Below are 23,846 nucleotides of genomic sequence, written 5' to 3'. Positions count from 1 at the left end.
TTTTTGTAATATAATTTTAACAAAAAGGAAATGATTGGCATGAAAAACAGAAACTTATCAATATTAAAGGCATTTATATTTGTTATGATGGCAGTATGTTTTTTTCAAACGGAACATTGAAGGCATCTGCAGCAAGCGAAGTAAAGGGACTCACACAGACCCGGTCAGAAGAGGATTCGGTTACGGTGAGCTGGAAGAGCCTGAAAAATGCATATGGTTATGATGTGTTTATTTCATCAGGAAATGGAAAATATAAGCGCCTGACAAATAAAACATGTGATGTTGTAGGAAGTAAAAATACAAAGAAAAAAATTAGTAACCTTACGTCAAGCAGAACATATTATGTAGTTGTAAAGGCTGTTTATAAAAAAGAAAATGGAAAATATAAGATCGGACCTGCAGGAAAGAGATTAGAAGTAGTAACTTCGCCATCTAAGACAGCAAAATCTACGATCAAGCAGATCAAGGCGACTCCTCATTATATCAGATTTAAGTGGGATAAGGTGAGAGGTGCAAACCGTTATATTGTATATGTAAATGATAAGAAAAAAGCGGTTGTAAAGAAAAATGCGGTATCGATCCGTGTCAGAACCGGATCTGTTAATAATGTCCGTGTTGTACCTGTAAAGCGTTCCGGTTCCGGTTTTATGGCAAAGGGTGGAAATATCGAAGCATATGATTTCTATTCATCACCAAAAAGACCAAAGAGAGTGGCGGCATTCCGGTATAACAATTTATTGTGGCAGCCAACAGAAAGCAATATTGTAACAATTGGATGGACAAAAGCGGCTGGTGATAAGTATGATCCAACCGGATATCAGATGGAAGTATATTCACTGGAAGGAAGAAGATTGAATTTGTATTATTCTACAAAAACAAAGCTCAGTATCAACATTCCTTCCGTTGAAAATAAAGGCTTCAAGGTTCGTGTCAGAGCTTATGTCAAGATCAATGGCAAGAAGTATTTTGGTAAATGGACAGATATGCAGACTGTGATCCCACAGGCAAAGATCAGTATGAAGCGTACCGGAAGAAATTCTGTAGAGATCAACTGGGAAAGTGTAAAGAATGTAACAAAATATCATGTATATGCATGTAATGATATCAAGGCAGAAAAGCCGGAATGGTATGAGGTTGCAACGGTTGGTGCCGGAACAAATTCCTATGAATATAATAATTGTATTGAGGGAAAATATACAGCAATGTATGTTATTCCAGAGGTTCAGGTTGGCAGGAACACATATAAGGCATCCTATACATGGCATTTATATATGAATATTGAGTAAAAAAAACTTGACAAACAATATATCCTTTGTTATCATGTACTAGCGTCAAAATTTAATATCCCTGGTGGGAACATTTCATTTAGGCATTTTGCAGAAGTACTCAAGTGGCTGAAGAGGCGCCCCTGCTAAGGGTGTAGGCCGTTCGCGCGGCGCGAGGGTTCAAATCCCTCCTTCTGCGTATTTTATCTAAATGATAGAATTCGTAGGGAGATGGCATTGCAGGAGCCCTGCTGGATGGATTTTGACGAAGGATATTCCTCGATAGCTCAATGGTAGAGCACTCGGCTGTTAACCGAGGGGTTGTAGGTTCGAGCCTACTCGGGGAGCTTAAAGCGAAAGCTTTAAAACTTAATAAATGGCGCGATAGCCAAGTGGTAAGGCCCCGGTCTGCAACACCGTCATCGCCGGTTCAAATCCGGCTCGCGCCTCTTGAAAAGAGATTGGAATGTTTCCAGTCTCTTTTTTGTTGTGCATTTACTTTTACAAAGTGGTTTGTTATAATAACTCTGGGAGTTTGTCCCATTTTCTGAAACTATTTTTGAGTAACAGAAAAGGGGCGTTCAGGAGACATATAAATGAAAGATTCCTTTGTGGAGGAGGGCTTTATGACGCAAAAGAGCAGGGAACAGAGAGTTCGTTACAAATTAGATGAATCAATGACACTGAACCAGGAAGAGATAAAGATATATAATGTGCCTTTTGCGGGAAATACAAATACCTGTAAAGAAACATTTGTAAAAGGTGAAAGAATACTGGAATACTGTATCGAAGGTGATCTGACGATGGAACAGTTGATCGGGAAGCCGATATTCCGGGATGAACTGGTAGAGTATTTGTACAGTATCAGCAGACAGATGGTGTCTATGGTACATAACGGTCTGAAATTGGGAAAGATCGTATTTGACCTGAAATATATGTATGTAAGATTGAATGATTTCAGTGTACAGTTGATATTTCTCCCATTTGATAATCCATCAGATATGACAGGTGTAGAAGAGTTTATCAGAAGTTTTCTGTCAGTGCTTGTCTATGCACATACACCGGCGATCGAATGTGCAAATCAGATCATAGAGTATCTGAATGGACACAAGGAATTCAATGCGATCCAGTTCAATCTGTTTATCCGGGAGTTACGGGCGCAGAGCCAGTTGCTGGTAAATACGGAGAAAACATCATCAAAGACCAAAGAGATTGCAGCAAATCATGCGAAGATGGAGATTAATATTCTTCGTGCCGAGGAAGCTGCCAGAAATGCCGAGATCGCAAGGCTCCACGCCGAGAGTGAGGCAAAACGGCTGGCAGAGTATGCAAAACAGCAGGCAAATGTTGCCAGATCTGCAGAGGAGATGCGGATGCTCGCTGAAGCTGCCAGAATACAGGCAGAGATTGACAAACAGGCCGCAGAAAAAGAATATAATAACAAATCACAGACCGCAGTTTTATATGCATGTAAGATGCGGGAAGCGGAGGATGAGAATTCTAAAAAAGAGATAAATACAGCCAGATTACTGGCAGAGGAACAGGCAAGTCAGGCGGAAGAAGAATTCCGGAGAGCTTCGGCAGAAGCAGAAAGACTGGCAGAAGAAGTTCGGTTGGCACGGGAAGAAGAGATGCGCGCAGAGGAAGCCAGAATGCGTGCAGAATATGAAGCCAGAAAGAACAATGAAGAAGCCAGAAAACTGGCGATGGAGGTTCGAAGAAGAAACGAAGAGATTGGCAGACTGTCCGAGGACAGACAAACCAGAAAGCCGGATGACAGCGAGGATGAGACAACAGTATTGTCGAAATCATTAAGTGATGGTCTGAAGCGTCCAATTCTTGTCAGAAAAAGAACCGGAGAGAAGATTTATATTAATAAGCAGGTATTCTGTATGGGTAAGGCAGACCAGGGTGTTGATTTCAAGATTACAGACAATAAATCTGTCAGCAGAAGACATGCTTATATCACAAATATAAATGGTGTTTATTATTTAAGGGATAATAATTCAACCAATCACACATACCTGAATGGGGAGATGCTTTACAGCAATATTGAGGTTGTGATCCCGGATAATAGTACGATACAGCTTTCAAATGAAGAATTTTTCTTCAAGATTAAATAAGGAGGAACTGTCATGTATTGTGATAATTGTGGTTGCGAACTTGGACCGGATATGAAGGTTTGTCCTGTTTGCGGGAAAAAAGTTGAGGATATGGCAGCTGACAATGGTAACAGTGTCAGAATGGAGGATGTAGCTTCCCAGGTAGCAGATGTATCAAAAAATGAGGATATAGGAAAGGAATTGCCGGACATCAGCAAAGAGGCAAATGCTGCTGTTGTTGATACAGATGAAATGGAAGAAGAAGGGACGACTGTATTAAAGGCAGTTGATCTGGATAAGAAGGTTGAAGAAAATGAGGATGAAGAAGGTACAACGGTTCTGTCAGCCGATATGCTGAAGAATCAGGGAATGCCAATGCCGAATCCGAACGGAATGCCGATGCCGGGACCAAACGGCCGCCCAATGCCGGGACCAAATGGGATGGTTCCGCCATTCCAGCCAAGACCAATGCAGGGTCAGCCGGGTGCAGCACCACAGAATGGGATCCCGCCATTTCAGCCAAGACCAATCCCTGGCCAGCCAGGTGTTATGGGTGGTATGCCTGTAAACGAAAAGGATGAGAAAAAGAAAAATAAAAAGTCAAAAAAGGAAAAGACTCCGAAACAGCCGAAAGCTCCAAAGGCTTCAAAAGAACCAAAGACACCAAAGCAGCCAAAAGAGAAAAAAGGCAAGGGTGGAAAAGTAGCACTGATCATTATTCTGATCGTAGTTGTTCTTGCTCTTGGCGGTGGAGCTGCTTATGTTGTTCCAAAGTATCTGAATTATAACAAGGCAGAAGAGGCTTATAAGGATGGACGGATCGATGATGCAGTTGAACTGTATAAGAAGCCGGCTGGATGAAGGATGCAGAGACTAAGGTAAATGGCGGCGTATATTATGAGTATGCAGCAAGTCTTGCAGAAGAAGGCAATTATATTGATGCGGCGGCATCTTATGAGAAAGTAATTGCATTGGAAACAGTTGCAGATGAATATAAGGATGCAGCAGATAAGGCAAAAGAGTGTTATTTCAATCAGGCAGAGAAGCTCTACGGTGAGAAGAAATATACAGAAGCTGCTGAGTATTATACAAAGGCAGGAGATTATACCGGAGCGGCAGAAAAAGTAAAAGAGTGTTCTTACATGAATGGTGAGACACTTGCAGAGCAGAAGAAATATGATGAGGCAGTCAAGGCATACGAGACAGCCGGAGATTATAAGGATGCCGCAGATAAGATCAAGGAATGTTACTACAATAATGCATCTGACAAAATGGAAGCTAAAGAGTATGCGGCAGCAAAAGAGCTGTTCCTGAAATCAGAATATTCCGATTATTCCGATAAGGCAAATGAGTGTCTGATCAAGCAGGCAGAGACATATCTGGCAGATGAGAAGTTTGAGGATGCGATCAAGACTTACGGTGAGGTGGATTCCAAGTATAAAGATTGCACAAAGAAGATTGACAGTGCTTATACAAAATGGGGAAGCTCTCTTTACAAGAGCAAGGATTACAAGGGTGCTGTTGAGAAATACGAGCAGGTTACAAAGAAAGATGTAACGGATAAGATCAACAAGGCAAAAGCAGCTTATGTAAAGGATCATAAGGATCGCAGTGATGAGACAACGATGAGTTATCTCTGTGATCTTCGTTATGCAGATTATGGTTCGGCAGAAGATGATTATACAAAGTTGATCGGATGGACAGTAGAATCATTTGTAAATGATAAACTGGATGATTACAAAAATAAGAAGACATCTGCGGATTCCAGCAAGACGATCTATGTACATACGATGTATCTGAATGAAAATGATGCATCTATGAGTCTGAAAGGGTATGTAATATATTCAGATGGTACAAAGAGCAATGACATTACATTTGGAGAGGTAAAAGATCGTTATACAACATGGATGAGCATTGATCCGTCATCTGCGATCAAGGGAGATGCAACCTTATATGTATATGATGATACCGATAAGCTGGTTGAGAAATTTACATTTACTATTAAATAAAAAATTCGTTAAAGTGAGAAAGGGGTAACCATGGTTCAAACGGACAGGATATGAGTGTTCGGGGAAAAGTGGAACAGAACGGACAGACAGAGAAAAAAGGATATACCTATACCCCAGGAGTAGAGATCAAGATCATAGTTGCAGTTGTGTTCCTTATGGCATTTGGACTTATTATGATCTTCAGTGCGTCCAGTTATACATCGTCGATCAGCCGCGTCACGAATTACGATTCGGCATATTACTTTAAAAAGCAGTTGAAGGTAATGGCACTTGGAGTTATTATTGCTGCATTCCTTAACTGGGTTCCGTATAAGCTGATCAAGAAATGTGGAATCCTGGCGTATGTTATATCTCTGGTTTTGATCGTTATGTTAAAGACACCACTTGGTATTAATTCCGGTGGTGCGACCAGATGGCTGAATCTGGGATTTATGCAGCTTCAGGTTGCGGATGCAACAAAGGTCTGTATGATCGTTTTTATGGGCTGGTATGTGAACCGTTTCTGGAAGGAATTTGATAAATTCAGATATACCTTGATCTTATGGCTGTTAGTTGCACTTCAGGCGGGACTGATATTGAAGATATCATCCAATCTGAGCAGTTGCCTGATCCTTATGCTCATGGTATTTATTCTGACATTTATTGTTGGAAAACATCCAAAAATGCATCTGATCATTGCAGCGGTTGGTATTGTAATGATTGTTATCTTTATCATGTGGTTAAAGGCGAATATGCCGCTTGACAGTGAGATGGACAAATACCCATATCAGATTCGGAGATTCTTCGGATGGCTGGATCCGGAACGGTATGCAGGTACGCTTGGCTATCAGCCATTACAGTCTCTGTATGCGATCGGAAGCGGCGGATTGCTTGGCAAGGGACTTGGAAATGGTACACAGAAGCTGAGCAACATTCCGGAAGCACAGAATGATATGATTTTTGCTATCATCTGTGAGGAGCTTGGACTGATCGGTGTTATTATTATGTTTTTGATGTTTGGATATCTTTTGTATCAGATGGTTATTGTTGTGAAAGAGTCCAGAAATATATATGCAAGTGTGGTTGTGATCGGGGTGATCTTACATATCATTTTCCAGATTATAGTCAATGTCTGTGTGGCTGTGAATTTCTTTCCGAATACAGGTGTATCGCTGCCATTTATCAGTGCAGGTGGTTCTGCCATCATATGTACATTAATGGAGATTGGACTTGTGATCGGAATACGGAGACAGCAGGTGAATCGAAAATATTCAAGAATATCTTAGATGAGGAGAGAACAATGAAAAAGATACTTAGAGGTTTACTGGCGGTGATGGCATTTGCCGTATGTATGGCAGGAGCAATATCAATACCATCCAGAGCGGAAGAGGCTTATACATCTGAAAATGAGGCAGAGGCTACGGATGCAGAATTACAGACAACAGCCGGTGCAGAACTGGCAACAGTGAAAAACGGCTGGGTAAATGTAAAAGGCGGACGGAAGTATTACGAGAATGGAAAGGCAGTAAAGGGCTGGAAGGTTCTTTCCGGAAAGACCTATTATTTCAGTAAGAAAAATGGTCAGGCAGTTACCGGTAAAAAGAAGATCGGTGATGCCAGATATTTCTTTGATAAGTATGGCAGAATGCAGAAGAAGGTCTGGAAAGTAGTCAATGGTAAGAAATTCTTCTTTGGCTATAACGGACAGGCAAAAACGGGATTCTGTACGATTAATGGCAACCGGTATTACTTTAATGATAAGGGTGAGCTGCAGAAGAGCAAATTTTTCAAGGTAAATGGTAAGACTTTTTTTGTTGGATATAAGGGACATACGTTTTCCGGCCTGAAGAAGGTAAAGGGAACTTATTATTACTTCAGCAAAAAGGGCAGAATGGCAGTTAAGACCTGGAAAACGATCAACGGCAAAAAGTTCTACTTTGGCTATGATGGAAAGGCAAAGACAGGTTTCTGTACGATTGACGGACATCGTTATTTCTTTAATAAGAATGGCGTACTTCAGAAAAGCAAGTTCTTTACAGTAAATGGAAATATTTATTTTGTTGGATATAAGGGATATACATTTTCCGGTCTGAAAAAGGTAAAGGGAACGTATTATTATTTCACAAAATATGGAAGAATGATCCAGAATGAATGGCGCACGATCAATGGCAAGAAGTTTTATTTTGGCAGTAACGGAAAGGCAACAACCGGACTTGCAACTGTCGATGGACATACCTGTTATTTCAATAAGAATGGTGTGCTCTACAGGAATCAGTTCATAACATATAATGGAAAGCTTTATTATATGGAGGATACTGGATATGCGGCAACCGGACTGAAACAGATCAATGGCAAGTATTATTATTTTGAATCTGATGGTGCGGCTGTGAAGGAAGCATGGAAGACCGTTGACAAGAATAAGTATTATTTTGATAAGAATGGAACGGCATATACAGGTTCACATACGATCAGCGGTAAGATCTATATTTTCCGGACAGATGGAAAACTTGCAAATGCGACAGGGCTTGTCACTATAGATGGAAATACATACTATTGCGATAATAACGGACATCCGCAGACAGGTTATAAGAAGATCAAGGATGCCTATTATTATTTCGGTACGGATGGTGTGATGTACCGCAAGAAATGGGCATATGTGGATGGTTATAAGTTCTATTTCTGCTCAAACGGAAAACGTGCGGTAGAAGTGGATGATGTTATTGGCAAGCAGGATTCTTATGAGATCATTGTAAATAAGTATTCAAATGTTGTTACGGTATATGCGAAGGATGGAGATAAGGGTTATATCATTCCGGTCCGTTCCTTTATTTGTTCTACAGGTCAGAGCACACCGCTTGGAACCTTCCATACACAGAGTCACTACAGATGGCATGAACTGATGGGACCTTGCTGGGGACAGTGGTGTACCGGTATCTATGAAGGATATCTGTTCCATTCCGTATATTATAATGATGTAAATAATAATAACGCACTCAGTGTATATGCATATAACAAGCTGGGGACAACCTGCTCTCACGGATGTGTCCGACTGACCGCCGGAGATGCAAAATGGTTATATGATAATTGTGAGGTTGGAACAAAGGTTACGATCATAAATAAAAAGGGCAGTGATCCATTTCCAAAGCCAACTGCATATAAGCTGCCATCCTGGCACACATGGGATCCAACCGATCCAAATATGCAGTATAAGTGCAAGCAGAATGGCTGCCATTAGGAGGAAATAACGTGCAGAAGTTCAGAAAATGGATTTATAGTCTGTGCATTTTAACAGGATTACTTGCGGTCTGTACTGCTTGTGGAAAAGCCGACAGTCAGCCAAAAGAAGAGACAACAGAGGTTGTAACTGACGGCCCGGTCAGTGGTCCGGAGGATTTTAAGCGGCTTGGCATGATCATTGATGTTGCTTCTTCAAATATGGTTAAGGATGTTTCATACGAGATCAAAAATAAAGAGATCGCCTGTATAAAATTTGTTTATAACGGAATTGATTGTCAGTTCCTTGCGTCTGCGGTATACAGTGATTTTGATCTGGCAGGGGTAACGAATACCGGTACCGGAGATATGCTGGTATCAGGGGTTCAGGGATACAATGCAACGTATTATAAGCTGAATCCGGGCAGGGTTGTTTTCTGGAGTGATACGAATATTCATTATTGTCTGTACATCTATGTAACAGCAGAGGATTCAGTTGTAGACAGTATCCTTCCGTTGCTTTCATTTGAGGATCATTATGATGAGAGAGAAGATGTAATTGAGCATGCAGAGGCGGAAAGTAAAGCATTTGCACAACAGATCATAACGGTGTTCCAGAATAAGGATGTCAATGGCTTGTCTGAGATCCTGAACTATCCGCAGGAACTTGGAAGCGGAGAGTCCATTGCAAATATAGATGAGCTGATGGCAATCCCGGCTGATCAGATCTTCACAGATAAGCTGTTGGAGGCAGTAGGAACCGATGCGATCGATAACCTGCGGAAGAGCAGGGATGGTGATGCATGGCTGATCGGTTCAGCAAGTAAGAATATTTATTTTCGCATGACATCGGATGGGGTTTATAAGATCGTAAAGATCAATAATTAGCCTGCAAATATATGATATTACATCCCGGTTGGAGATGTTGCCCGGAAGCTGAAAAGGAATCCGGATAACGTTCTGACCGGGATGTATTTTTATGTAGAAAGCTGTAAAAAGAATGCTCACGATAAGAATTGTAGAGAGGGGAAGATAAATGTAGAATTATTTTGTGAAGTGGACAGGCCTTCTGGGAGGTTCACAAAAAATATCAGGAGGGTGCTATTCAAATGGGAAATAAATATCTGATAAAAGAGGCGGCAAAAATGGTGGATGTTGAACACATGTGCTTCGCTACTGGGAAGAAGAACTGGATATGAGGATCAAGCGAAATGATATGGGACATCGGTACTATGATGAGCAGGATATCAGAATTTTGAAGAAGATAAAGGAGCTGAAGGATCGGGGGATCCAGTTAAAGGCGATCCATGAACTGGTGCAGAAAATGTATGATATTCTGGAAAATGGAGTTCCGGTTGAAACGGCATCGAAGGAGGTTGAAACAGATTTCACCTCGGAACTGGTCAATACAGTTACCCAGATCACGGAGGAGCCGGGTGAGGATCAGGAGCGGATTGTTGATTTTAAGCTGGTACAGTTCCAGTCGATGATGACGAAGATTGTCGGAAATTCGATAAAGGAGAATATCAAGCCGATCAGTCAGGCAGTAACTGCGGAAGCAACAGAGCAGATCGCAAAGCAGATGGATGTTATTATGAAGGAACAGGATGAGCGGGCAGAGGAACGGTATCAGAGACTGGATACCGTGATCCGGGAAATGCAGCAGACCAGACGGGAGATCGCGGCAGCAGAAGCCGGAGGGAAAAAGAAAAAACGATTATTTGGTAAGAAGAATAAATAAGAACATATGCCAGCTTCATCTATCTGCTAGTCTTTCTTTATAAAAACTTCATATAAGAGAAATTGAATCCGTGATATAATGAGCGTATGCCGAGCAATGCCAGATCATAAAAATAAACCAGGTTGTGCTTGCACAAGACCTGATTTATTTTTATGATCTGATAGTGCGAAGCACGGACATCGAGTAATCTGAAAGATTACGAGATGAGCATTGCGAGAGTAATCCGAAGGATTACGAGATGAGCATTGCGAGAGCAATCCGAAGGATTACGAGATGAGCATTGCGAGAGCAATCCGAAAGATTACGAGATGAGCATTGCGAGAGTAATCCGAAGGATTACGAGATGAGCATTGCGAGAGTAATCCGAAGGATTACGAGATGAGCGATGCGAGAGTAATCCGAAGGATTACGAGATGAGCGATGCGAGAGAAATCTGGAGCATTGCGAGGAAAAACAATTATAAAGGAAAACATATGAAGATCATAAAAAAAGTTAAATGGGCGTTGGTTTCCGTCTGGATCTTTATCGTGCTGATCATGTTGGTAGGTACGATTGTGATTGGACGAAGTTATTTGTCAGAAATGTTTGGTGACGGTTACAGTATACAGTCATTATATTCGATCAGCGATCCGATTAAGGAAACATACCGGAATCTGTCGATCATCATGTCGGATGTGCAGGAGGATCTGCAGACAGATCCGGGCAAATTCTATGATAAGAAATATCTGGACAGTCTGAACCAGAAAGCCGGAAATTACAGGACATCGGTGCTTGTCTATATTGATGGTGAATTTACATATTCCGGTATAAAAGATGAAGTAGAAAAACTGGAAGCGTCTTTACTTACCAAACGTGCAATCTATATAAATGGTGAGAAGGGAATCAAGCAGGAGGAAGTAGAAAACAGTTCATCAGAGTCCGGTTCCGGGGAAATGGGTGATCAGGGTTCATATGCATTTGGAAAATATGGAAAAACTTATGAATATATGCTGACATCTCCACAGGCATATCTGTGTAATGAGATCGATTATCAGATCAATGGCAAATCGATCAGTATTTTCCTGGTTACATATTATGGTAATTACGTCAGCCAGTTTAAGAGTGCGCTGGTTGGATTTATCCTTATGATGTTCTTGATCATGCTGGTTCTGACAACTGCTTTGTCGACACTGGTATATGTACAGTTCATCCGTCCGCTGGTTCGTCTGAAGGAGGCAGCAGAGGAGATTGGTACCGGGAATCTGGGAGAGCCGGTAGAGGTCAGTGATGGAAGAAAAGATGAGATTGGAGAATTATGCCGGTCATTTAACGACATGAGAGAGCGCCTGAATGAATCGGTTGAGCTTAAGATGCAGTATGAGGAAGAAAACAGGGAGCTGATCAGTAACATTTCTCATGATCTGAAAACTCCGATCACAACGATCAAAGGATACGTTGAGGGTCTGATGGATGGTGTGGCAGACACACCGGAGAAGCAGGATCGTTATCTGAAGATGATCTATAATAAGGCAAATGAATTGGATGCGCTGATCAACGAATTGTCGCTATATACCAATATCACGAACAATGCGATTCCGTATGAATTCCACAGAGTATCGGTAAAAGACTATTTTAATGACTGTATGGAAGAGGTTCGGGCAGATCTGTTATCACATAATATGACACTGAACTATAACAATTATTGTGCGGAAGATGTAAAGGTTGTTGTTGATCCGGATCAGTTGAAGCGTGTTATCAACAATATTGTGACAAATGCGATCAAGTATACAGATAAAGAGGAAGGTCATATTGACATTTCTATAGAAGAAAGTGAGAAAATGATCAAGGTATCGATCAATGATGATGGACGGGGGATCGACAAAGAGAGCCTGCCGCATATATTTGACCGAACGTATCGTGCAGACAGTGCAAGACGTTCCAGAGGTGGAAGCGGACTGGGGCTTGCTATCTGCAAGAAGATCGTGGAAGAACATGGTGGAAAGATCTGGGCGACCAGTAAGAAAGGTGAAGGTACAACGATCTATTTCACATTGAAGAAATACATCAAGGAGGAAAATAAAGATGAGCAGAATACTGATAATTGAAGATGAACTTAGCATAGCAGAGCTGGAGCGGGATTATCTGGAGTTGAATGATTTTGAGGTTGAGATAGAGACAAATGGAGCAAAGGGTCTGGATAAGGCATTAGAGAATGATTACAGCCTGATCCTGCTTGATCTGATGCTTCCGGATCTGGATGGATTTGAAATCTGTCGTCAGATTCGTGAGAAGAAGGATATTCCGATCATCATGGTTACAGCAAAGAAGAATGATATTGATAAGATCCGTGGACTTGGACTTGGTGTTGATGATTATGTAACAAAGCCATTCAGTCCAAGTGAGCTGGTTGCCAGAGTAAAGGCACATATTTCCAGATATGAGCGTCTGATTGGTTCAACCGCATTGCAGAATGATGTCATTGAGATCCGTGGATTAAAGATTGACAAGACCGATCGTCGTGTCTATGTGGATGGAGAAGAGAAGGTATTTACAAATAAGGAATTCGATCTTCTGACTTTCCTTGCAAGCAATCCGAATAAGGTATTTTCAAAGGATGAACTGTTTAACAAGATCTGGAATATGGAGAGTATCGGAGATATCGCAACCGTTACGGTTCATATCAAGAAGATCCGTGAGAAGATCGAATTTGATACATCTAAGCCACAGTACATCGAAACTGTATGGGGCGTTGGATACCGATTCAGAATGTAGTGAAAAAGTGTGAGGACAGAGCCTGCACAGATGGGAGAGTGTGCATCAGAGCTTTGGATTTTGATAGGTTCTGATAAGGAGATAACAGATGAAGATAGAAGTATTATATGAAGATAATGATATATTGGTTGCGGTGAAGCCGTATGGGCTGCCATCCCAGCCGGACAAGAAGAATTCTGAAAATATGGTCAGTATGTTGAAGCTTCGCATTTTTGAGAAAGAGCATCGGACAGAGGAACCATATCTGGCTCCGATCCATAGACTGGATCGTCCGGTTGGCGGCATTATGTTATTTGCCAAGAACAAGGAGGCTGCTTCGAAGCTGTCAAAGCAGAGTGAAGATGGCGAGATGGTCAAATATTATCAGGCAATCTTAACCGGAGAACTTCCGAATGATGCCGGAACGATTACGAATTATCTGATTCACGATAACAAGACAAATGTCACAAGAATTGTGGATAAAGATACGCCGGGAGCCAAATTAGCGGAGCTGGATTATGAAGTGTTAGATGTCATGGAGACAGATGATGGAATCTTAAGTTATGTTCTGATCAATCTTATCACAGGCAGAACCCATCAGATCCGTGTACAGATGGCTGGTAAAAAAGCCGGAATCTGGGGCGATACAAAGTATAATCCAAAGTTCCAGAAAACAAAGAAATCTTATAAGCAGATCGGTCTGCATGCATCCAGACTGGAATTCGAACATCCGGTGACGGGTGAGCATATGATCTTTAAGAATGAGCCGGAGGGCAAAGCCTTTGAGATCATCGAGCTGGATGAATTTTAATATTATTTTGTAATTGGAATGGTATTCGGAATAATGACTTCTTCAAAGCCATTATAGCTGTGTACCCATTTTACGGTTCCATCTGAACTGGTTTCCAACAGATAACTCAGATCTTCTTTTTTGAAATGCATGATCAAAATGTCGTCATCTGTTACTTCATAGGTTCCAGTTTCGGTGGAGCCTTTCTTTTTGATCACTTTGTTGTCTTCTGTGAATATGAAACTGCCAAGATCTTCTATTGTCCATTTTGATTCACAGAGAAGCTCCTGCATGGATTTGTCATCGTGTGGCTTCAGATTCCGGAGATGTGTGGACAGGAAGTAGATACCTGCAACCAGGATTGCAAAGATTACAACAAGTGTTATGGTTTTCCGGACGATTGCAAAGGTATGGCGGTTCTTGCGCTGTCTTGTCAGAGATGCCTGCTGTTCCCCAACTGCCTCGTGGTAGGAGGTGCTGATGCTGTAAGTGGCACCGGAGATACCATTTGACTTATTTGCAGAAGTTTGCTCCGCTTTTAAACGAAGAATGGCTGTCTCTGTCAGACCTTCTGTTGATATATCTGTCTGATTTTTTAATTGTTCTGTCTGATCCTGGATTTCCTTATCTTCCAGATATTGTTCAGAGACCGGAAGTTTTCCGGTTTTTGTTGATTCGCCTTTCAAATGGAAAGATGTATTTGACTCCTGTTTATTCATTATTTTACCCTCATTATTTGTTTGGAATATGGAAAGATCATCCGTTGCAGACAAATGATTTTTCATTCCTGTGTTTAGTGCTTTTCATCATGGATAATATATACAGAAACAGTGCAAATTGCAAGAAAAAATGTTTTACATTCTGGCAGAACCGGCAAAAATCCCTTGAAAATATCAGGTTATATCTATATAATGACAGAAGGTATGTAACTTTTTAAAGGACAGGTATAGATGTCAGACACATTTAAAAGGCTGCACGATAGAATTATTTTTATAAGTATATAAAGGAGAAAATTGAGATGGCTAATGAAAAGAAATTAGTAGAGGCTATTACTTCCATGGACGAAGATTTTGCCCAGTGGTACACAGATGTTGTAAAGAAAGCAGAGCTTACAGATTATTCAAGTGTAAGAGGATGCATGATTTTACGACCGGCCGGTTATGCCATCTGGGAAAATATACAGAAGGAACTCGACAGAAGATTCAAGGAAATAGGCGTAGAAAATGTATATATGCCATTGTTCATTCCTGAAAGTCTTCTTCAGAAGGAGAAGGATCACGTAGAAGGATTTGCACCTGAAGTTGCATGGGTAACACAGGGTGGTTTGGATCCACTTCCGGAGCGTTTATGTGTAAGACCTACATCAGAGACTCTGTTCTGTGATCTGTATTCGAATATCATTCATTCATATAGAGATCTTCCAAAGGTTTATAACCAGTGGTGTTCAGTTGTTCGTTGGGAAAAGACAACCAGACCTTTCCTTCGTTCGATGGAATTCTTATGGCAGGAAGGTCATACGGCACATGCTACAGCAGAAGAAGCAGAGGAAAGAACCATCCAGATGTTAAATGTCTATGCTGATTTCTGTGAGCAGGTTCTGGCTATTCCTATGATCAAGGGACGTAAGACAGATAAAGAGAAGTTTGCGGGTGCAGAGGCTACTTATACGATCGAAGCTCTGATGCATGATGGTAAGGCACTTCAGTCCGGTACAAGCCATAATTTCGGAGATGGATTTGCCAAGGCATTTGGCGTTCAGTATACAGACGCAAATAATAAATTACAGTATGTACACCAGACTTCATGGGGTATGTCAACCAGAATTATCGGCGCGATCATCATGGTTCATGGTGATGACAGCGGCCTGGTGCTTCCACCAAGAATCGCTCCTACACAGGTTATGATCATTCCGATCAACCAGAAGAAGGAAGGCGTTCTTGAAAAGGCACAGGAGATCAAGGCAGCTCTTTCTGAGAAGTTCACAGTTAAGCTGGATGATTCTAATAAGAACCCAGGCTGGAAATTCTCTGAGCAGGAGATGCGCGGCATTCCGGTTCGTATCGAGATCGGACCAAAGGATATCGAAGCTGGTCAGGCAGTTATCGTACGTCGTGATAACAGAGAAAAGACAGTTGTGTCATTAGATAATATTACAGAAGCAGTTGGAGAGATCCTTGAGAAGATGCAGGCAGACATGCTTGCAAAGGCAACTGCTCACAGAGATGCCAATACACATGAGGCTCATAACTGGGAAGAATTCACTGACATTCTGACAAGAAAGCAGGGATTCATCAAAGCTATGTGGTGTGGCGACAGAGCCTGTGAGGAAGCGATCAAGGATGAGACCGGTGCAACAACCAGATGTATGCCGTTTGAGCAGGAGCATTTGTCCGATGTCTGTGTACATTGCGGTAAGCCAGCAAAGACTATGGTATACTTTGGCAAGGCATACTAAGAGGAACATCGGCTATTAGCAGATGATAGATAAGTAGTGTATTTGATTTTGCGGAATTTATGATACTTGCAATAGGTGATAACAAACATATTAATAGATTGTTATCACCTATTTAATGTAATATATATTTGGAATGGAATATGCTGTTTTCAATTGATATCATGAAATATATGGCATAGATGGTGGCGCAATCATGAAATATGGCATAGATGGTGGCGCTTAAGGGTATATTGGATGAAAAATCTTGTTAATACCCCGCCGAAGGGTAGGCGCGTGGGTATGACAGCTAGAAAACAGAAGTGATACCCAAGTGAAGGATAGATCATAGGGTATAATAGAAGAGAAGATGAGAGATACCCTATCAAAAAAATAAAGTAATGGTATTGTGTACAGAAAGGCATAGAAATACCCAAGGAGGAGGTTGTGATATGGAGATCAGGATGCCGGAGAATGCGAAAAAGGTAATAGAGACACTGGAAGCTGCCGGGTATGAAGCCTATATTGTTGGTGGATGCGTGAGAGACAGTATTCTTGGCAGAGAACCGGGAGACTGGGATATTACGACAGCAGCAAGACCGGAACAGGTAAAGGCGTTATTCAGACGGACGATCGATACCGGAATTAAGCATGGTACGGTTACGGTTATGTTTGGTAAAGAGGCATATGAAGTAACTACCTACCGGGTGGATGGAGAATATTCCGATCACAGAAGACCGGATTCTGTGGAATTTACTGCGAATTTAGAAGAAGACTTGAAGCGTAGGGATTTTACGATCAACGCTATGGCATACAGTCCTTCAGCAGGTGTGATCGATCTGTTTGGTGGAATGGATGATCTGGACAATAAGGTCATCAAGGCGGTCGGTGATCCGCTGGCACGATTTGATGAAGATGCTCTGAGAATCCTTCGGGCGATCCGGTTTGCAGGACAGCTTGATTTCACGATCGAGAGGGATACCAGAAAGGCGATGATCCTGCGGGCACAGTTCTTACAGGATATCAGTGCCGAACGTATCCGCGTGGAGATTGACAAATTGCTGACTTCAGCGCATCCGGAGAAATTGATGGAAGCATATGTGACAGGTATAACAGCATATATCCTGCCGGAATTTGACCGAATGATGGAACAGCCGCAGAACAATCCATACCACAAATATAACGTAGGAGTTCATTCGATGGAAGCAGTTAAGGTTATTGAGCCAACTACAGTATGCAGATGGGCTGCGCTGCTTCATGATGTGGGAAAGCCGGAATGTCATACTGTGGATGAAAATGGTATCGACCATTTCTATGGACATAATGAGAAGGGGGCAGAGATTGCCCGTAAGGTGCTTCGCAGACTGCGGTTTGACAATGAAACGATAGATCTGGTATGCAAGATGGTGCTGTGGCATGATTATGGTTTAGGGGAGATGTTGAAAAAGACAACCTTCCGAAAAGCACTCAGCAGGATGGGAGCAGATTTCTTCCCTTATTATATCAAGATCCGCCGGGCGGATATGGCGGCACAGAGTGATTATAAGTTAGAAGAACGGAGAGGCAGCATCGAGCATCTGGAGAAATTGTATCAGGAGATCACGGATGCGAAAGATTGTCTGACGATTAAACAGCTTGCCATCAATGGAAAGGATTTGATCGCACTTGGCGTAAAGCCGGGAAAAGAGATCGGCGATATCCTGCAGGAGCTTCTGAATCAGGTGCTTGGCAGTCCTGAGTTGAACAACAGAGAAACGCTGCTGTCTATGGCAGAGTCATATATTAGAAAATAGAAAAAATAAAGGTGGAGTTATAACTGCATCCGGTTAATTATATATTGACATTACCAAAGATTTCGTAATGAGATGCATAGTGCCGGTAAATACAAGTGCCTGTTTGAGTCCGAAGGTAAATGTGACTTTTTATGTGAAAGACCGGAAATCATTTAAAACAGATAAAAATATGGAGGTGTGGAATGAGACTGAGGAATGTGTTAATTGTTGTGAAAGATATTGAACGGTCAAAGCAATTTTACCATGATCTGTTTGGACTCGAACCAATATTAGATAATGACGGAAATCTGATCCTGACGGAAGGACTTGTATTGCAGGATGAGAGGATATGGAAAGATTTTCTAAAAAGAGATGTGATATCCCACAATAATTCCGCCGAGCTATATTTTGAGGAGCGGGATATCGAAGCTTTTGTTGAAAAGCTGGAGCGGTTATATCCATCGATTGAATATGTAAATCCACTTATGGTTCACAGTTGGGGACAGAAGGTGGTTCGTTTCTATGATCTGGATGGAAATCTGATCGAGGTTGGGACGCTGACGTAACCGGAAACAGACAAGGAAGCATTTGCAGATGCCGCATATGGAGATGTTAAAGCAGATAAAAGAAAAATATGTCCTTGATACGGCAGTAACAAAAAGATAGGGTTTATATAATGGGGAAGGGGAAATTACTATGTGGAAAATATTTATAATTATATTCGGAGTGCTTTTCGGCATATTTATGCCAAGATCAATATATGAGAATTATACAGATGCAGATCTGGAAGACAGTACTTATGAAGAAGATTCGTATGTAAATTCAGAAGATAGTACTTATGAAGAATATCCATATGTAAATTCGGAAGACGGTTCTTATGAAGATTATCCATATCCGTATCCAGATCCGGAATATGCTGCCGGACGAGGTAACTTGAAAACCTATAACAACAAGGACTATGATCCGACAAAAACAGACTGGGAAAATTATGGGGATACCGGCTCGATCATGGAGATTGCGGACACGGACTGGGCATTAGAAAATGCTCCCGTGTTTCATGTAGAAACAAAGGAACAACTGGCTGGAGTTGTGTATTATGTCAATGCAGTCAAAGGGTATAATGATTCCGTGGAACTCTACCTTGAGGCGGATATAGATCTTGACGGTCTGGAATGGGTTCCGATGGGCGGATGGTACAGACCAGACAGATATCTTGAGCACACTACATTTGTGGGGATTATAGATGGACAAAATCATATAATAAAAAATATGCATATAGATACAAAATACGGTGGACATTGCGGATTTGTAGGATATTCTTATTCCTTGCAGATGAAGAATATCACTTTTGAAAAGGCATATGTGTCCGGAGGAACGTATGTAGGAATTGCAGGCGGAGAAATTTATGGTTCTGAAGACTGGATAAATGTAAATGTATCAGGTATGGTTGGAACACCCGGACCTGAAACCGGCTCGATCGTTGGCAGGGAAGCCGGTATTAATTTCAGAGACTGCGATGCGACGGTTGTGTATAAAAAGGAAAACGGAAGATTTGGAAGTATCCGGTATTTTTCACACAGATATCAGTTAATTGCAGAAACACCGGTTGTTGAAGCATTTACCCTGACTTATGAAAATGGCGTGATCACAAGAGATGAGGTCGAAGGATATGATAATCTGGGCTGGCATATTGAGCGGGATGGTTCGCTTCTTTTGGACAGAGCAGCAGAAGGTGAATTGCAGCTGCCGGCAGAATATACATATCCGGATACATCGATCTGGCTTGAGGCATATATAAATGGAACGTATATCAGAGTCAGCAATATAATCGAAGTGCCTTGATCAGATAGCGTTATTTTGTCCGGTATTTCAGGAGAAAGGGAAGTATATTATGTGTTTGCGGAGTGGTGATGTTTCAGATATTATAATAATATACTTAAATTTGGAGAGCAAAAATGGTTGTATATAAATATGGTGATCCAGAAGCAAATATTGTATTGATCCAGCCAGTGGGAGATCATGATGTGCATGATATAGAAAATGAGGTTTCAGAGATAATGAAGAGGATTTCTCTGGAATTTCGGATGATTGCAGTTAAGGTGGATAGATGGAATCAGGATCTGTCTCCGTGGAGAGCACCTGCTGTATTTGGAAATGAAGACTTTGGCGAGGGTGCGTCGGCGTTACTGGCACAGATATTGGAATTGTGTAAGGATGAAAGTAAGACTTATTATCTTGGTGGATATTCCCTTGCGGGGCTGTTTGCACTTTGGGCATCCTGCCGGACGGACAGGTTTGCCGGGATAGCGGCAGCATCCCCGTCGGTTTGGTTTCCGGGATTTCTTTCGTATGTGAAAGAATATGGGATTGCAAGCCCTGCTGTTTATCTGAGTCTTGGCAATCGGGAAGAAAGAACGAAGAATCAGGTTATGGCTGCGGTAGGCGATTGTATCCGGGAATTGTATGGATGGCTACAGGAGCAGGAGATTGACAGTATACTGGAATGGAATCAGGGAAATCATTTTAAAGAACCGGGAATCCGGACGGCGAAAGCATTTGCATGGGTGATGGAAAGAACAAAAGGAACGATCAGAGGAAGGTGATACTTTATGAATGTTACGATGCTTGGAACAGGAAGTGCACTTGTTACGGAATGTTATAACACCTGTTTTGTGTTGCAGGAAAATGAGGAATATTTTATGGTGGATGGTGGCGGTGGAAGTGCCATTCTGCATCAGTTAAAGCATGCCGGAATTGACTGGAAAGAGGTTAGAACTATTTTTGTGACACATAAACATATCGATCACATTACGGGTATCATATGGATGATCCGTATGATATGCCAGCATATGAAGCAGGGCGAATATGAAGGCGAAGCTGTGATATATGCACATGATGAAGTCATTGATCTGCTGCTTGATCTGGCCAGAAAACTTCTGCCAAAGAAAGAGACAGATTTTATCGGTAAACGGCTGCATCTGATAGCAGTTAAAAATGGAGAGTCTGTTGAAATTTTGAATAAACGGGTTACATTTTTTGATATCCAATCCACAAAAGCGAAACAGTTCGGTTTCTGCATGGAACTGGGAGATGGAGAGAGATTAACCTGCTGCGGAGATGAACCATACAATCCATGTGAAAAGAAGTATGCAGAGAACAGTACATGGTTGTTGCACGAAGCATTTTGTCTGGATGGTCAGGCGGATATATTCCATCCATACGAGAAGCATCATTCAACAGTGAAAAATGCCTGTGAGTTTGCAGAAGAATTGCATGTGAAAAATCTGCTGCTGTATCATACAGAGGATCGGAATCTTTCACATCGAAAAGAATTGTATTATGAAGAAGGAAGAAAATATTTCAGTGGGAATCTTCTGATCCCGGATGATTTGGAAACGTTTATAATTTAATATGGTGCTCCGGACGGCGAAAGCATTTGCATGGTTGATGAAGAATATGCTAATATAGTTAGCAGAGGCTAACTGCATTGGCATAATTTTTTTATAAAGGAGAATAGATATTATGTTACAGTGGAAAATATTTATGGTGATGGCATTGATCGGGCATATATTGTGTGGGATTTCAGATGGATTTCTGACATATGCTCCAAATGGAAAAGTCGATCTGACAAATTTTAAGGATTATGAAAAATCCAAGGTAGCCTTTCATGGAATGCCACTGAAGAATCTGTCGGTTGCGATGTTGTTGGGCGTGTGTGCAATGACGCTTGAGATATTCGGATACATAGCTCTTTGTGACTGGATGCAGCAGTATTTTTTATTGCTGTTGTGACAGGAAAAACTTCACTTCCGGCATGGGCATGTATTTTTAATCTGCTGCCGCTTGCAATCGTGATCCTGCCAACAAAACTTCCGGCAAAAGCAAATGTAATCGGGGTGATCATGTTTGCCGGGTTGCTTTTTCTTATATAATGGTTACGTTCGAGAGCCGGGAACTATCGGCGTTCTTACTTTATAGAAATTATCTTGTAAAAAAGTATAAAATAAAGGAAAATATAAAAAAAGTATAAAATGAGGTAATATATGCAGAAGCCATTTACAATTACATTTAGTAAAGCACCGAAAAACGCATGTATTCATACAGATAAAACAGCATATTATCATTTGCCGGGACTGTTCGAATTCTATGAGCTGTATCGTATCTTTCTGCCATTGTTCCGTGAGCACAGAGAATATTTCTATGACTGGTGCGAGATCGGTTCGATCTATGGTGCTCCGGCGGACTGCCTGTGGGGTGGCGGACGTGTTGGATATGGTGATTGTGATCCGGAGGATGTTCGGGAATTAATGGACGAGTATGGAATCTCAGCCCGGCTGACCTTCAGTAACTCGCTGCTTTGCGAGGAGCATCTGGCAGATAAGAGATGTAACGAGCTTTGCAGATTATTTGAGAAAAATGGAAAGGCAGAAAATGGGGTGATCGTCCATTCGGATCTATTGTTAGATTACCTAAAAAAGCAGTATCCGGGTTTTTATTTTGTATCATCAACTACAAAGGTTCTGACAGATTTTGAGGAGTTGGTAAAGGAGACAGATCGGGAAGATTTCCGTTATGTTGTGCCGGATTTCCGATTGAATAAGGCATGGGACAAATGGGAAACACTGACACAGTCGCAGAGGGATAAAGTGGAATTCCTGTGTAATGAATGTTGTTCCTTTGGCTGTAAGGACAGACGCAAATGTTATGAAACGGTCAGTCGCAAGAATCTTGGAGAGGACTGCCCGGAGCATGAGTGTACGGCTTCGGATGTCATGGGCGGTTATCGTTTTTCAAAGGCAATGACAAATCCGGGATTTATCGGAATCAATGATATAAAAGAAACATATCTGCCGATGGGATTTTCTCATTTTAAGATTGAGGGGCGGAGTCTTGGCAGTGCGTTGGTCCTGGAATTTTTGCTTTATTATATGACAAAACCGGAATATCAACTGCACGTCCGGGAGGCTGTCTATCTGGATAATATGCTGGATCTTTTTTAGCGAAGCAATTGCGAATCAGAACCTGTAATGTTAATATAAGGCTATATGGGTAAGACAAGGCAGGTGACATTCGTGAGAGCAGAAGAAGTTATGCAGGAAGTTGCAAAGCTGTGCAGAAGTTTTCATGCAAAAGAAATAATATTATATGGTTCAAGGGCAAAAGGTACAGCGATGGAAAGAAGCGATATTGATATTGCTGTTTCGGGTGTGGATAACTTTGAATCACTTGTTGAAAAAGTGGAAGAATTGCCAACACTTTTCAGTGTGGATTTAGTGAATATGGATACCTGTAGGAATCAGTTATTATTGGAGGATATCAGGCAATATGGACGAGAAATTTAACAGACGGTTTTTATCTTTCTGCAATTCACTGGATGCATTGTCGGAGGCAAGGCAGAGAGATCTTTCGGATTCTTTTGTGTTAAGCGGAACCAGTGCAAAGTTTAGTATTACATTTGATCTGGCATGGAAGGTCATGAAAGATATATTAGTGCAGTATTATGCGATCACAGGATTTGTAACAGGTTCACCAAGGGAGGTACTAAGGGAAGCTTATAAGGCAAATCTGATCTCGGATGATGACTGGATGGAAATGCTGAAAGTGAGAAACGAGCTTGCGCATGATTATGATTGTGAGATTGTAAAAACACATTGTGATAAAATTGTAAAGACATACATTGATCTGTTTTATGATTTTGAAAATGTAGTAAAGCAGTTGATCGGGTAAAATATAGAAAAAGAGTGCCAGATGAAATAAATAAAATTTATATTTGTCTGGCACTTTATTTTTTATTATCTTGAAAAACTATCGCTG

At 41.4% G+C, this 23,846-nt stretch carries 23 protein-coding genes and 3 tRNA genes; 25 read left to right on the top strand and 1 reads right to left on the bottom strand.

What is annotated here, in order from left to right:
- The first annotated feature begins 95 nt into the window (after positions 1-95).
- The 14 genes from DW959_RS06780 (at position 96) to DW959_RS06715 (ending at position 13,850) form a co-directional block, all read left to right on the top strand.
- Positions 96-1,286 (top strand): fibronectin type III domain-containing protein, encoded by a 1,191-nt coding sequence (locus tag DW959_RS06780; RefSeq protein WP_118615739.1) that lies wholly within the window; start codon positions 96-98, stop codon positions 1,284-1,286.
- A 90-nt stretch (positions 1,287-1,376) separates the two neighbouring features.
- Positions 1,377-1,464, top strand: a tRNA-Ser gene (locus DW959_RS06775).
- Positions 1,465-1,541: 77 nt separating this feature from the next.
- Positions 1,542-1,612, top strand: a tRNA-Asn gene (locus DW959_RS06770).
- A 31-nt stretch (positions 1,613-1,643) separates the two neighbouring features.
- Positions 1,644-1,714: transfer RNA gene (locus DW959_RS06765), tRNA-Cys, on the top strand.
- Positions 1,715-1,861: 147 nt separating this feature from the next.
- A complete protein-coding gene (locus tag DW959_RS06760) occupies positions 1,862-3,388 on the top strand; it encodes an FHA domain-containing protein (RefSeq protein ID WP_021944254.1) in 1,527 nt (508 codons plus the stop codon).
- Between the two features lie 12 nt (positions 3,389-3,400).
- Entirely contained in the window at positions 3,401-4,228 is an 828-nt protein-coding gene (locus DW959_RS06755) for a zinc ribbon domain-containing protein (protein WP_118615737.1), read from the top strand.
- Entirely contained in the window at positions 4,225-5,376 is a 1,152-nt protein-coding gene (locus DW959_RS06750; protein ID WP_118615735.1) for a hypothetical protein, read from the top strand. The genes DW959_RS06755 and DW959_RS06750 overlap by 4 nt, the downstream gene beginning before the upstream one ends.
- A gap of 50 nt (positions 5,377-5,426) precedes the next feature.
- Positions 5,427-6,641 (top strand): FtsW/RodA/SpoVE family cell cycle protein, encoded by a 1,215-nt coding sequence (locus tag DW959_RS06745; protein WP_118615733.1) that lies wholly within the window; start codon positions 5,427-5,429, stop codon positions 6,639-6,641.
- A 14-nt stretch (positions 6,642-6,655) separates the two neighbouring features.
- A complete protein-coding gene (locus DW959_RS06740) occupies positions 6,656-8,590 on the top strand; it encodes a L,D-transpeptidase family protein (RefSeq protein WP_173783760.1) in 1,935 nt (644 codons plus the stop codon).
- Positions 8,591-8,601: 11 nt separating this feature from the next.
- Positions 8,602-9,456 (top strand): hypothetical protein, encoded by an 855-nt coding sequence (locus DW959_RS06735; RefSeq protein WP_117807980.1) that lies wholly within the window; start codon positions 8,602-8,604, stop codon positions 9,454-9,456.
- Positions 9,457-9,733: 277 nt separating this feature from the next.
- The gene (locus DW959_RS06730; protein ID WP_243023364.1) at positions 9,734-10,309 is read left to right on the top strand and encodes a helix-turn-helix domain-containing protein; all 576 of its coding nucleotides are present in this window, start codon (positions 9,734-9,736) and stop codon (positions 10,307-10,309) included.
- 413 nt (positions 10,310-10,722) lie between these two features.
- Positions 10,723-12,393: a HAMP domain-containing sensor histidine kinase gene (locus DW959_RS06725; protein WP_243023363.1), complete on the top strand. Its 1,671-nt coding sequence runs from the start codon at positions 10,723-10,725 to the stop codon at positions 12,391-12,393.
- A complete protein-coding gene (locus DW959_RS06720) occupies positions 12,371-13,060 on the top strand; it encodes a response regulator transcription factor (RefSeq protein WP_008399752.1) in 690 nt (229 codons plus the stop codon). Before DW959_RS06725 ends, DW959_RS06720 begins: the two co-directional genes overlap by 23 nt.
- A gap of 88 nt (positions 13,061-13,148) precedes the next feature.
- Positions 13,149-13,850: an RluA family pseudouridine synthase gene (locus DW959_RS06715; RefSeq protein ID WP_021944247.1), complete on the top strand. Its 702-nt coding sequence runs from the start codon at positions 13,149-13,151 to the stop codon at positions 13,848-13,850.
- Between the two features lie 2 nt (positions 13,851-13,852).
- Here the strand turns inward: DW959_RS06715 and DW959_RS06710 are convergent, their stop codons facing one another.
- Positions 13,853-14,548, bottom strand: a complete 696-nt coding sequence (locus DW959_RS06710; protein ID WP_117784560.1) for a hypothetical protein — start codon at positions 14,546-14,548, stop codon at positions 13,853-13,855.
- Positions 14,549-14,847: 299 nt separating this feature from the next.
- Between DW959_RS06710 and proS the strand changes: the two genes are divergently transcribed.
- From proS to DW959_RS06660, 11 genes are all read left to right on the top strand, one after another.
- Positions 14,848-16,284: a proline--tRNA ligase gene (proS, locus tag DW959_RS06705; RefSeq protein ID WP_117784559.1), complete on the top strand. Its 1,437-nt coding sequence runs from the start codon at positions 14,848-14,850 to the stop codon at positions 16,282-16,284.
- A gap of 428 nt (positions 16,285-16,712) precedes the next feature.
- Positions 16,713-18,053: a CCA tRNA nucleotidyltransferase gene (locus DW959_RS06700; protein WP_117822429.1), complete on the top strand. Its 1,341-nt coding sequence runs from the start codon at positions 16,713-16,715 to the stop codon at positions 18,051-18,053.
- A gap of 182 nt (positions 18,054-18,235) precedes the next feature.
- The gene (locus DW959_RS06695; RefSeq protein WP_021944243.1) at positions 18,236-18,598 is read left to right on the top strand and encodes a VOC family protein; all 363 of its coding nucleotides are present in this window, start codon (positions 18,236-18,238) and stop codon (positions 18,596-18,598) included.
- Between the two features lie 130 nt (positions 18,599-18,728).
- On the top strand, positions 18,729-19,874 hold the full coding sequence (locus DW959_RS06690; protein ID WP_117822428.1) for a hypothetical protein: 1,146 nt from the start codon (positions 18,729-18,731) through the stop codon (positions 19,872-19,874).
- 113 nt (positions 19,875-19,987) lie between these two features.
- Complete coding sequence (locus tag DW959_RS06685) at positions 19,988-20,635, top strand: esterase (protein WP_117822427.1); 648 nt, start codon at positions 19,988-19,990, stop codon at positions 20,633-20,635.
- Between the two features lie 6 nt (positions 20,636-20,641).
- On the top strand, positions 20,642-21,442 hold the full coding sequence (locus DW959_RS06680; protein WP_021944240.1) for an MBL fold metallo-hydrolase: 801 nt from the start codon (positions 20,642-20,644) through the stop codon (positions 21,440-21,442).
- A 112-nt stretch (positions 21,443-21,554) separates the two neighbouring features.
- Complete coding sequence (locus tag DW959_RS06675; protein WP_117822426.1) at positions 21,555-21,824, top strand: DUF6796 family protein; 270 nt, start codon at positions 21,555-21,557, stop codon at positions 21,822-21,824.
- The gene (locus tag DW959_RS14155) at positions 21,821-21,964 is read left to right on the top strand and encodes a hypothetical protein (protein ID WP_182430060.1); all 144 of its coding nucleotides are present in this window, start codon (positions 21,821-21,823) and stop codon (positions 21,962-21,964) included. Before DW959_RS06675 ends, DW959_RS14155 begins: the two co-directional genes overlap by 4 nt.
- A gap of 111 nt (positions 21,965-22,075) precedes the next feature.
- Entirely contained in the window at positions 22,076-23,032 is a 957-nt protein-coding gene (locus DW959_RS06670) for a hypothetical protein (protein WP_021944239.1), read from the top strand.
- Positions 23,033-23,104: 72 nt separating this feature from the next.
- Positions 23,105-23,374: a nucleotidyltransferase domain-containing protein gene (locus DW959_RS06665; RefSeq protein WP_173783762.1), complete on the top strand. Its 270-nt coding sequence runs from the start codon at positions 23,105-23,107 to the stop codon at positions 23,372-23,374.
- Complete coding sequence (locus DW959_RS06660) at positions 23,358-23,759, top strand: HI0074 family nucleotidyltransferase substrate-binding subunit (protein WP_021944237.1); 402 nt, start codon at positions 23,358-23,360, stop codon at positions 23,757-23,759. Before DW959_RS06665 ends, DW959_RS06660 begins: the two co-directional genes overlap by 17 nt.
- Positions 23,760-23,846 lie beyond the last annotated feature (87 nt).

Origin of the sequence: Clostridium sp. AM46-21 (assembly GCF_003480025.1) — a bacterium.
Taxonomy (GTDB): domain Bacteria; phylum Bacillota; class Clostridia; order Lachnospirales; family Lachnospiraceae; genus Coprococcus; species Coprococcus ammoniilyticus.
This window is presented reverse-complemented; position numbering and strand designations above follow the sequence as displayed.

Coding starts and splice junctions, on each gene's coding strand:
- DW959_RS06660 (WP_021944237.1), top strand. CDS start 23,358: ATGGACGAGAAATTTAACAGACGGTTTTTATCTTTCTGCAATTCACTG.
- DW959_RS06755 (WP_118615737.1), top strand. CDS start 3,401: ATGTATTGTGATAATTGTGGTTGCGAACTTGGACCGGATATGAAGGTT.
- DW959_RS06695 (WP_021944243.1), top strand. CDS start 18,236: ATGAGACTGAGGAATGTGTTAATTGTTGTGAAAGATATTGAACGGTCA.
- DW959_RS06710 (WP_117784560.1), bottom strand. CDS start 14,548: ATGAATAAACAGGAGTCAAATACATCTTTCCATTTGAAAGGCGAATCA.
- DW959_RS06670 (WP_021944239.1), top strand. CDS start 22,076: ATGCAGAAGCCATTTACAATTACATTTAGTAAAGCACCGAAAAACGCA.
- DW959_RS06725 (WP_243023363.1), top strand. CDS start 10,723: ATGAGCGATGCGAGAGAAATCTGGAGCATTGCGAGGAAAAACAATTAT.
- DW959_RS06690 (WP_117822428.1), top strand. CDS start 18,729: ATGTGGAAAATATTTATAATTATATTCGGAGTGCTTTTCGGCATATTT.
- DW959_RS06720 (WP_008399752.1), top strand. CDS start 12,371: ATGAGCAGAATACTGATAATTGAAGATGAACTTAGCATAGCAGAGCTG.
- DW959_RS06675 (WP_117822426.1), top strand. CDS start 21,555: ATGTTACAGTGGAAAATATTTATGGTGATGGCATTGATCGGGCATATA.
- DW959_RS06700 (WP_117822429.1), top strand. CDS start 16,713: ATGGAGATCAGGATGCCGGAGAATGCGAAAAAGGTAATAGAGACACTG.
- DW959_RS06745 (WP_118615733.1), top strand. CDS start 5,427: ATGAGTGTTCGGGGAAAAGTGGAACAGAACGGACAGACAGAGAAAAAA.
- DW959_RS06750 (WP_118615735.1), top strand. CDS start 4,225: ATGAAGGATGCAGAGACTAAGGTAAATGGCGGCGTATATTATGAGTAT.
- DW959_RS06760 (WP_021944254.1), top strand. CDS start 1,862: ATGAAAGATTCCTTTGTGGAGGAGGGCTTTATGACGCAAAAGAGCAGG.
- DW959_RS06685 (WP_117822427.1), top strand. CDS start 19,988: ATGGTTGTATATAAATATGGTGATCCAGAAGCAAATATTGTATTGATC.
- DW959_RS06740 (WP_173783760.1), top strand. CDS start 6,656: ATGAAAAAGATACTTAGAGGTTTACTGGCGGTGATGGCATTTGCCGTA.
- DW959_RS06780 (WP_118615739.1), top strand. CDS start 96: ATGTTTTTTTCAAACGGAACATTGAAGGCATCTGCAGCAAGCGAAGTA.
- proS (WP_117784559.1), top strand. CDS start 14,848: ATGGCTAATGAAAAGAAATTAGTAGAGGCTATTACTTCCATGGACGAA.
- DW959_RS06680 (WP_021944240.1), top strand. CDS start 20,642: ATGAATGTTACGATGCTTGGAACAGGAAGTGCACTTGTTACGGAATGT.
- DW959_RS06715 (WP_021944247.1), top strand. CDS start 13,149: ATGAAGATAGAAGTATTATATGAAGATAATGATATATTGGTTGCGGTG.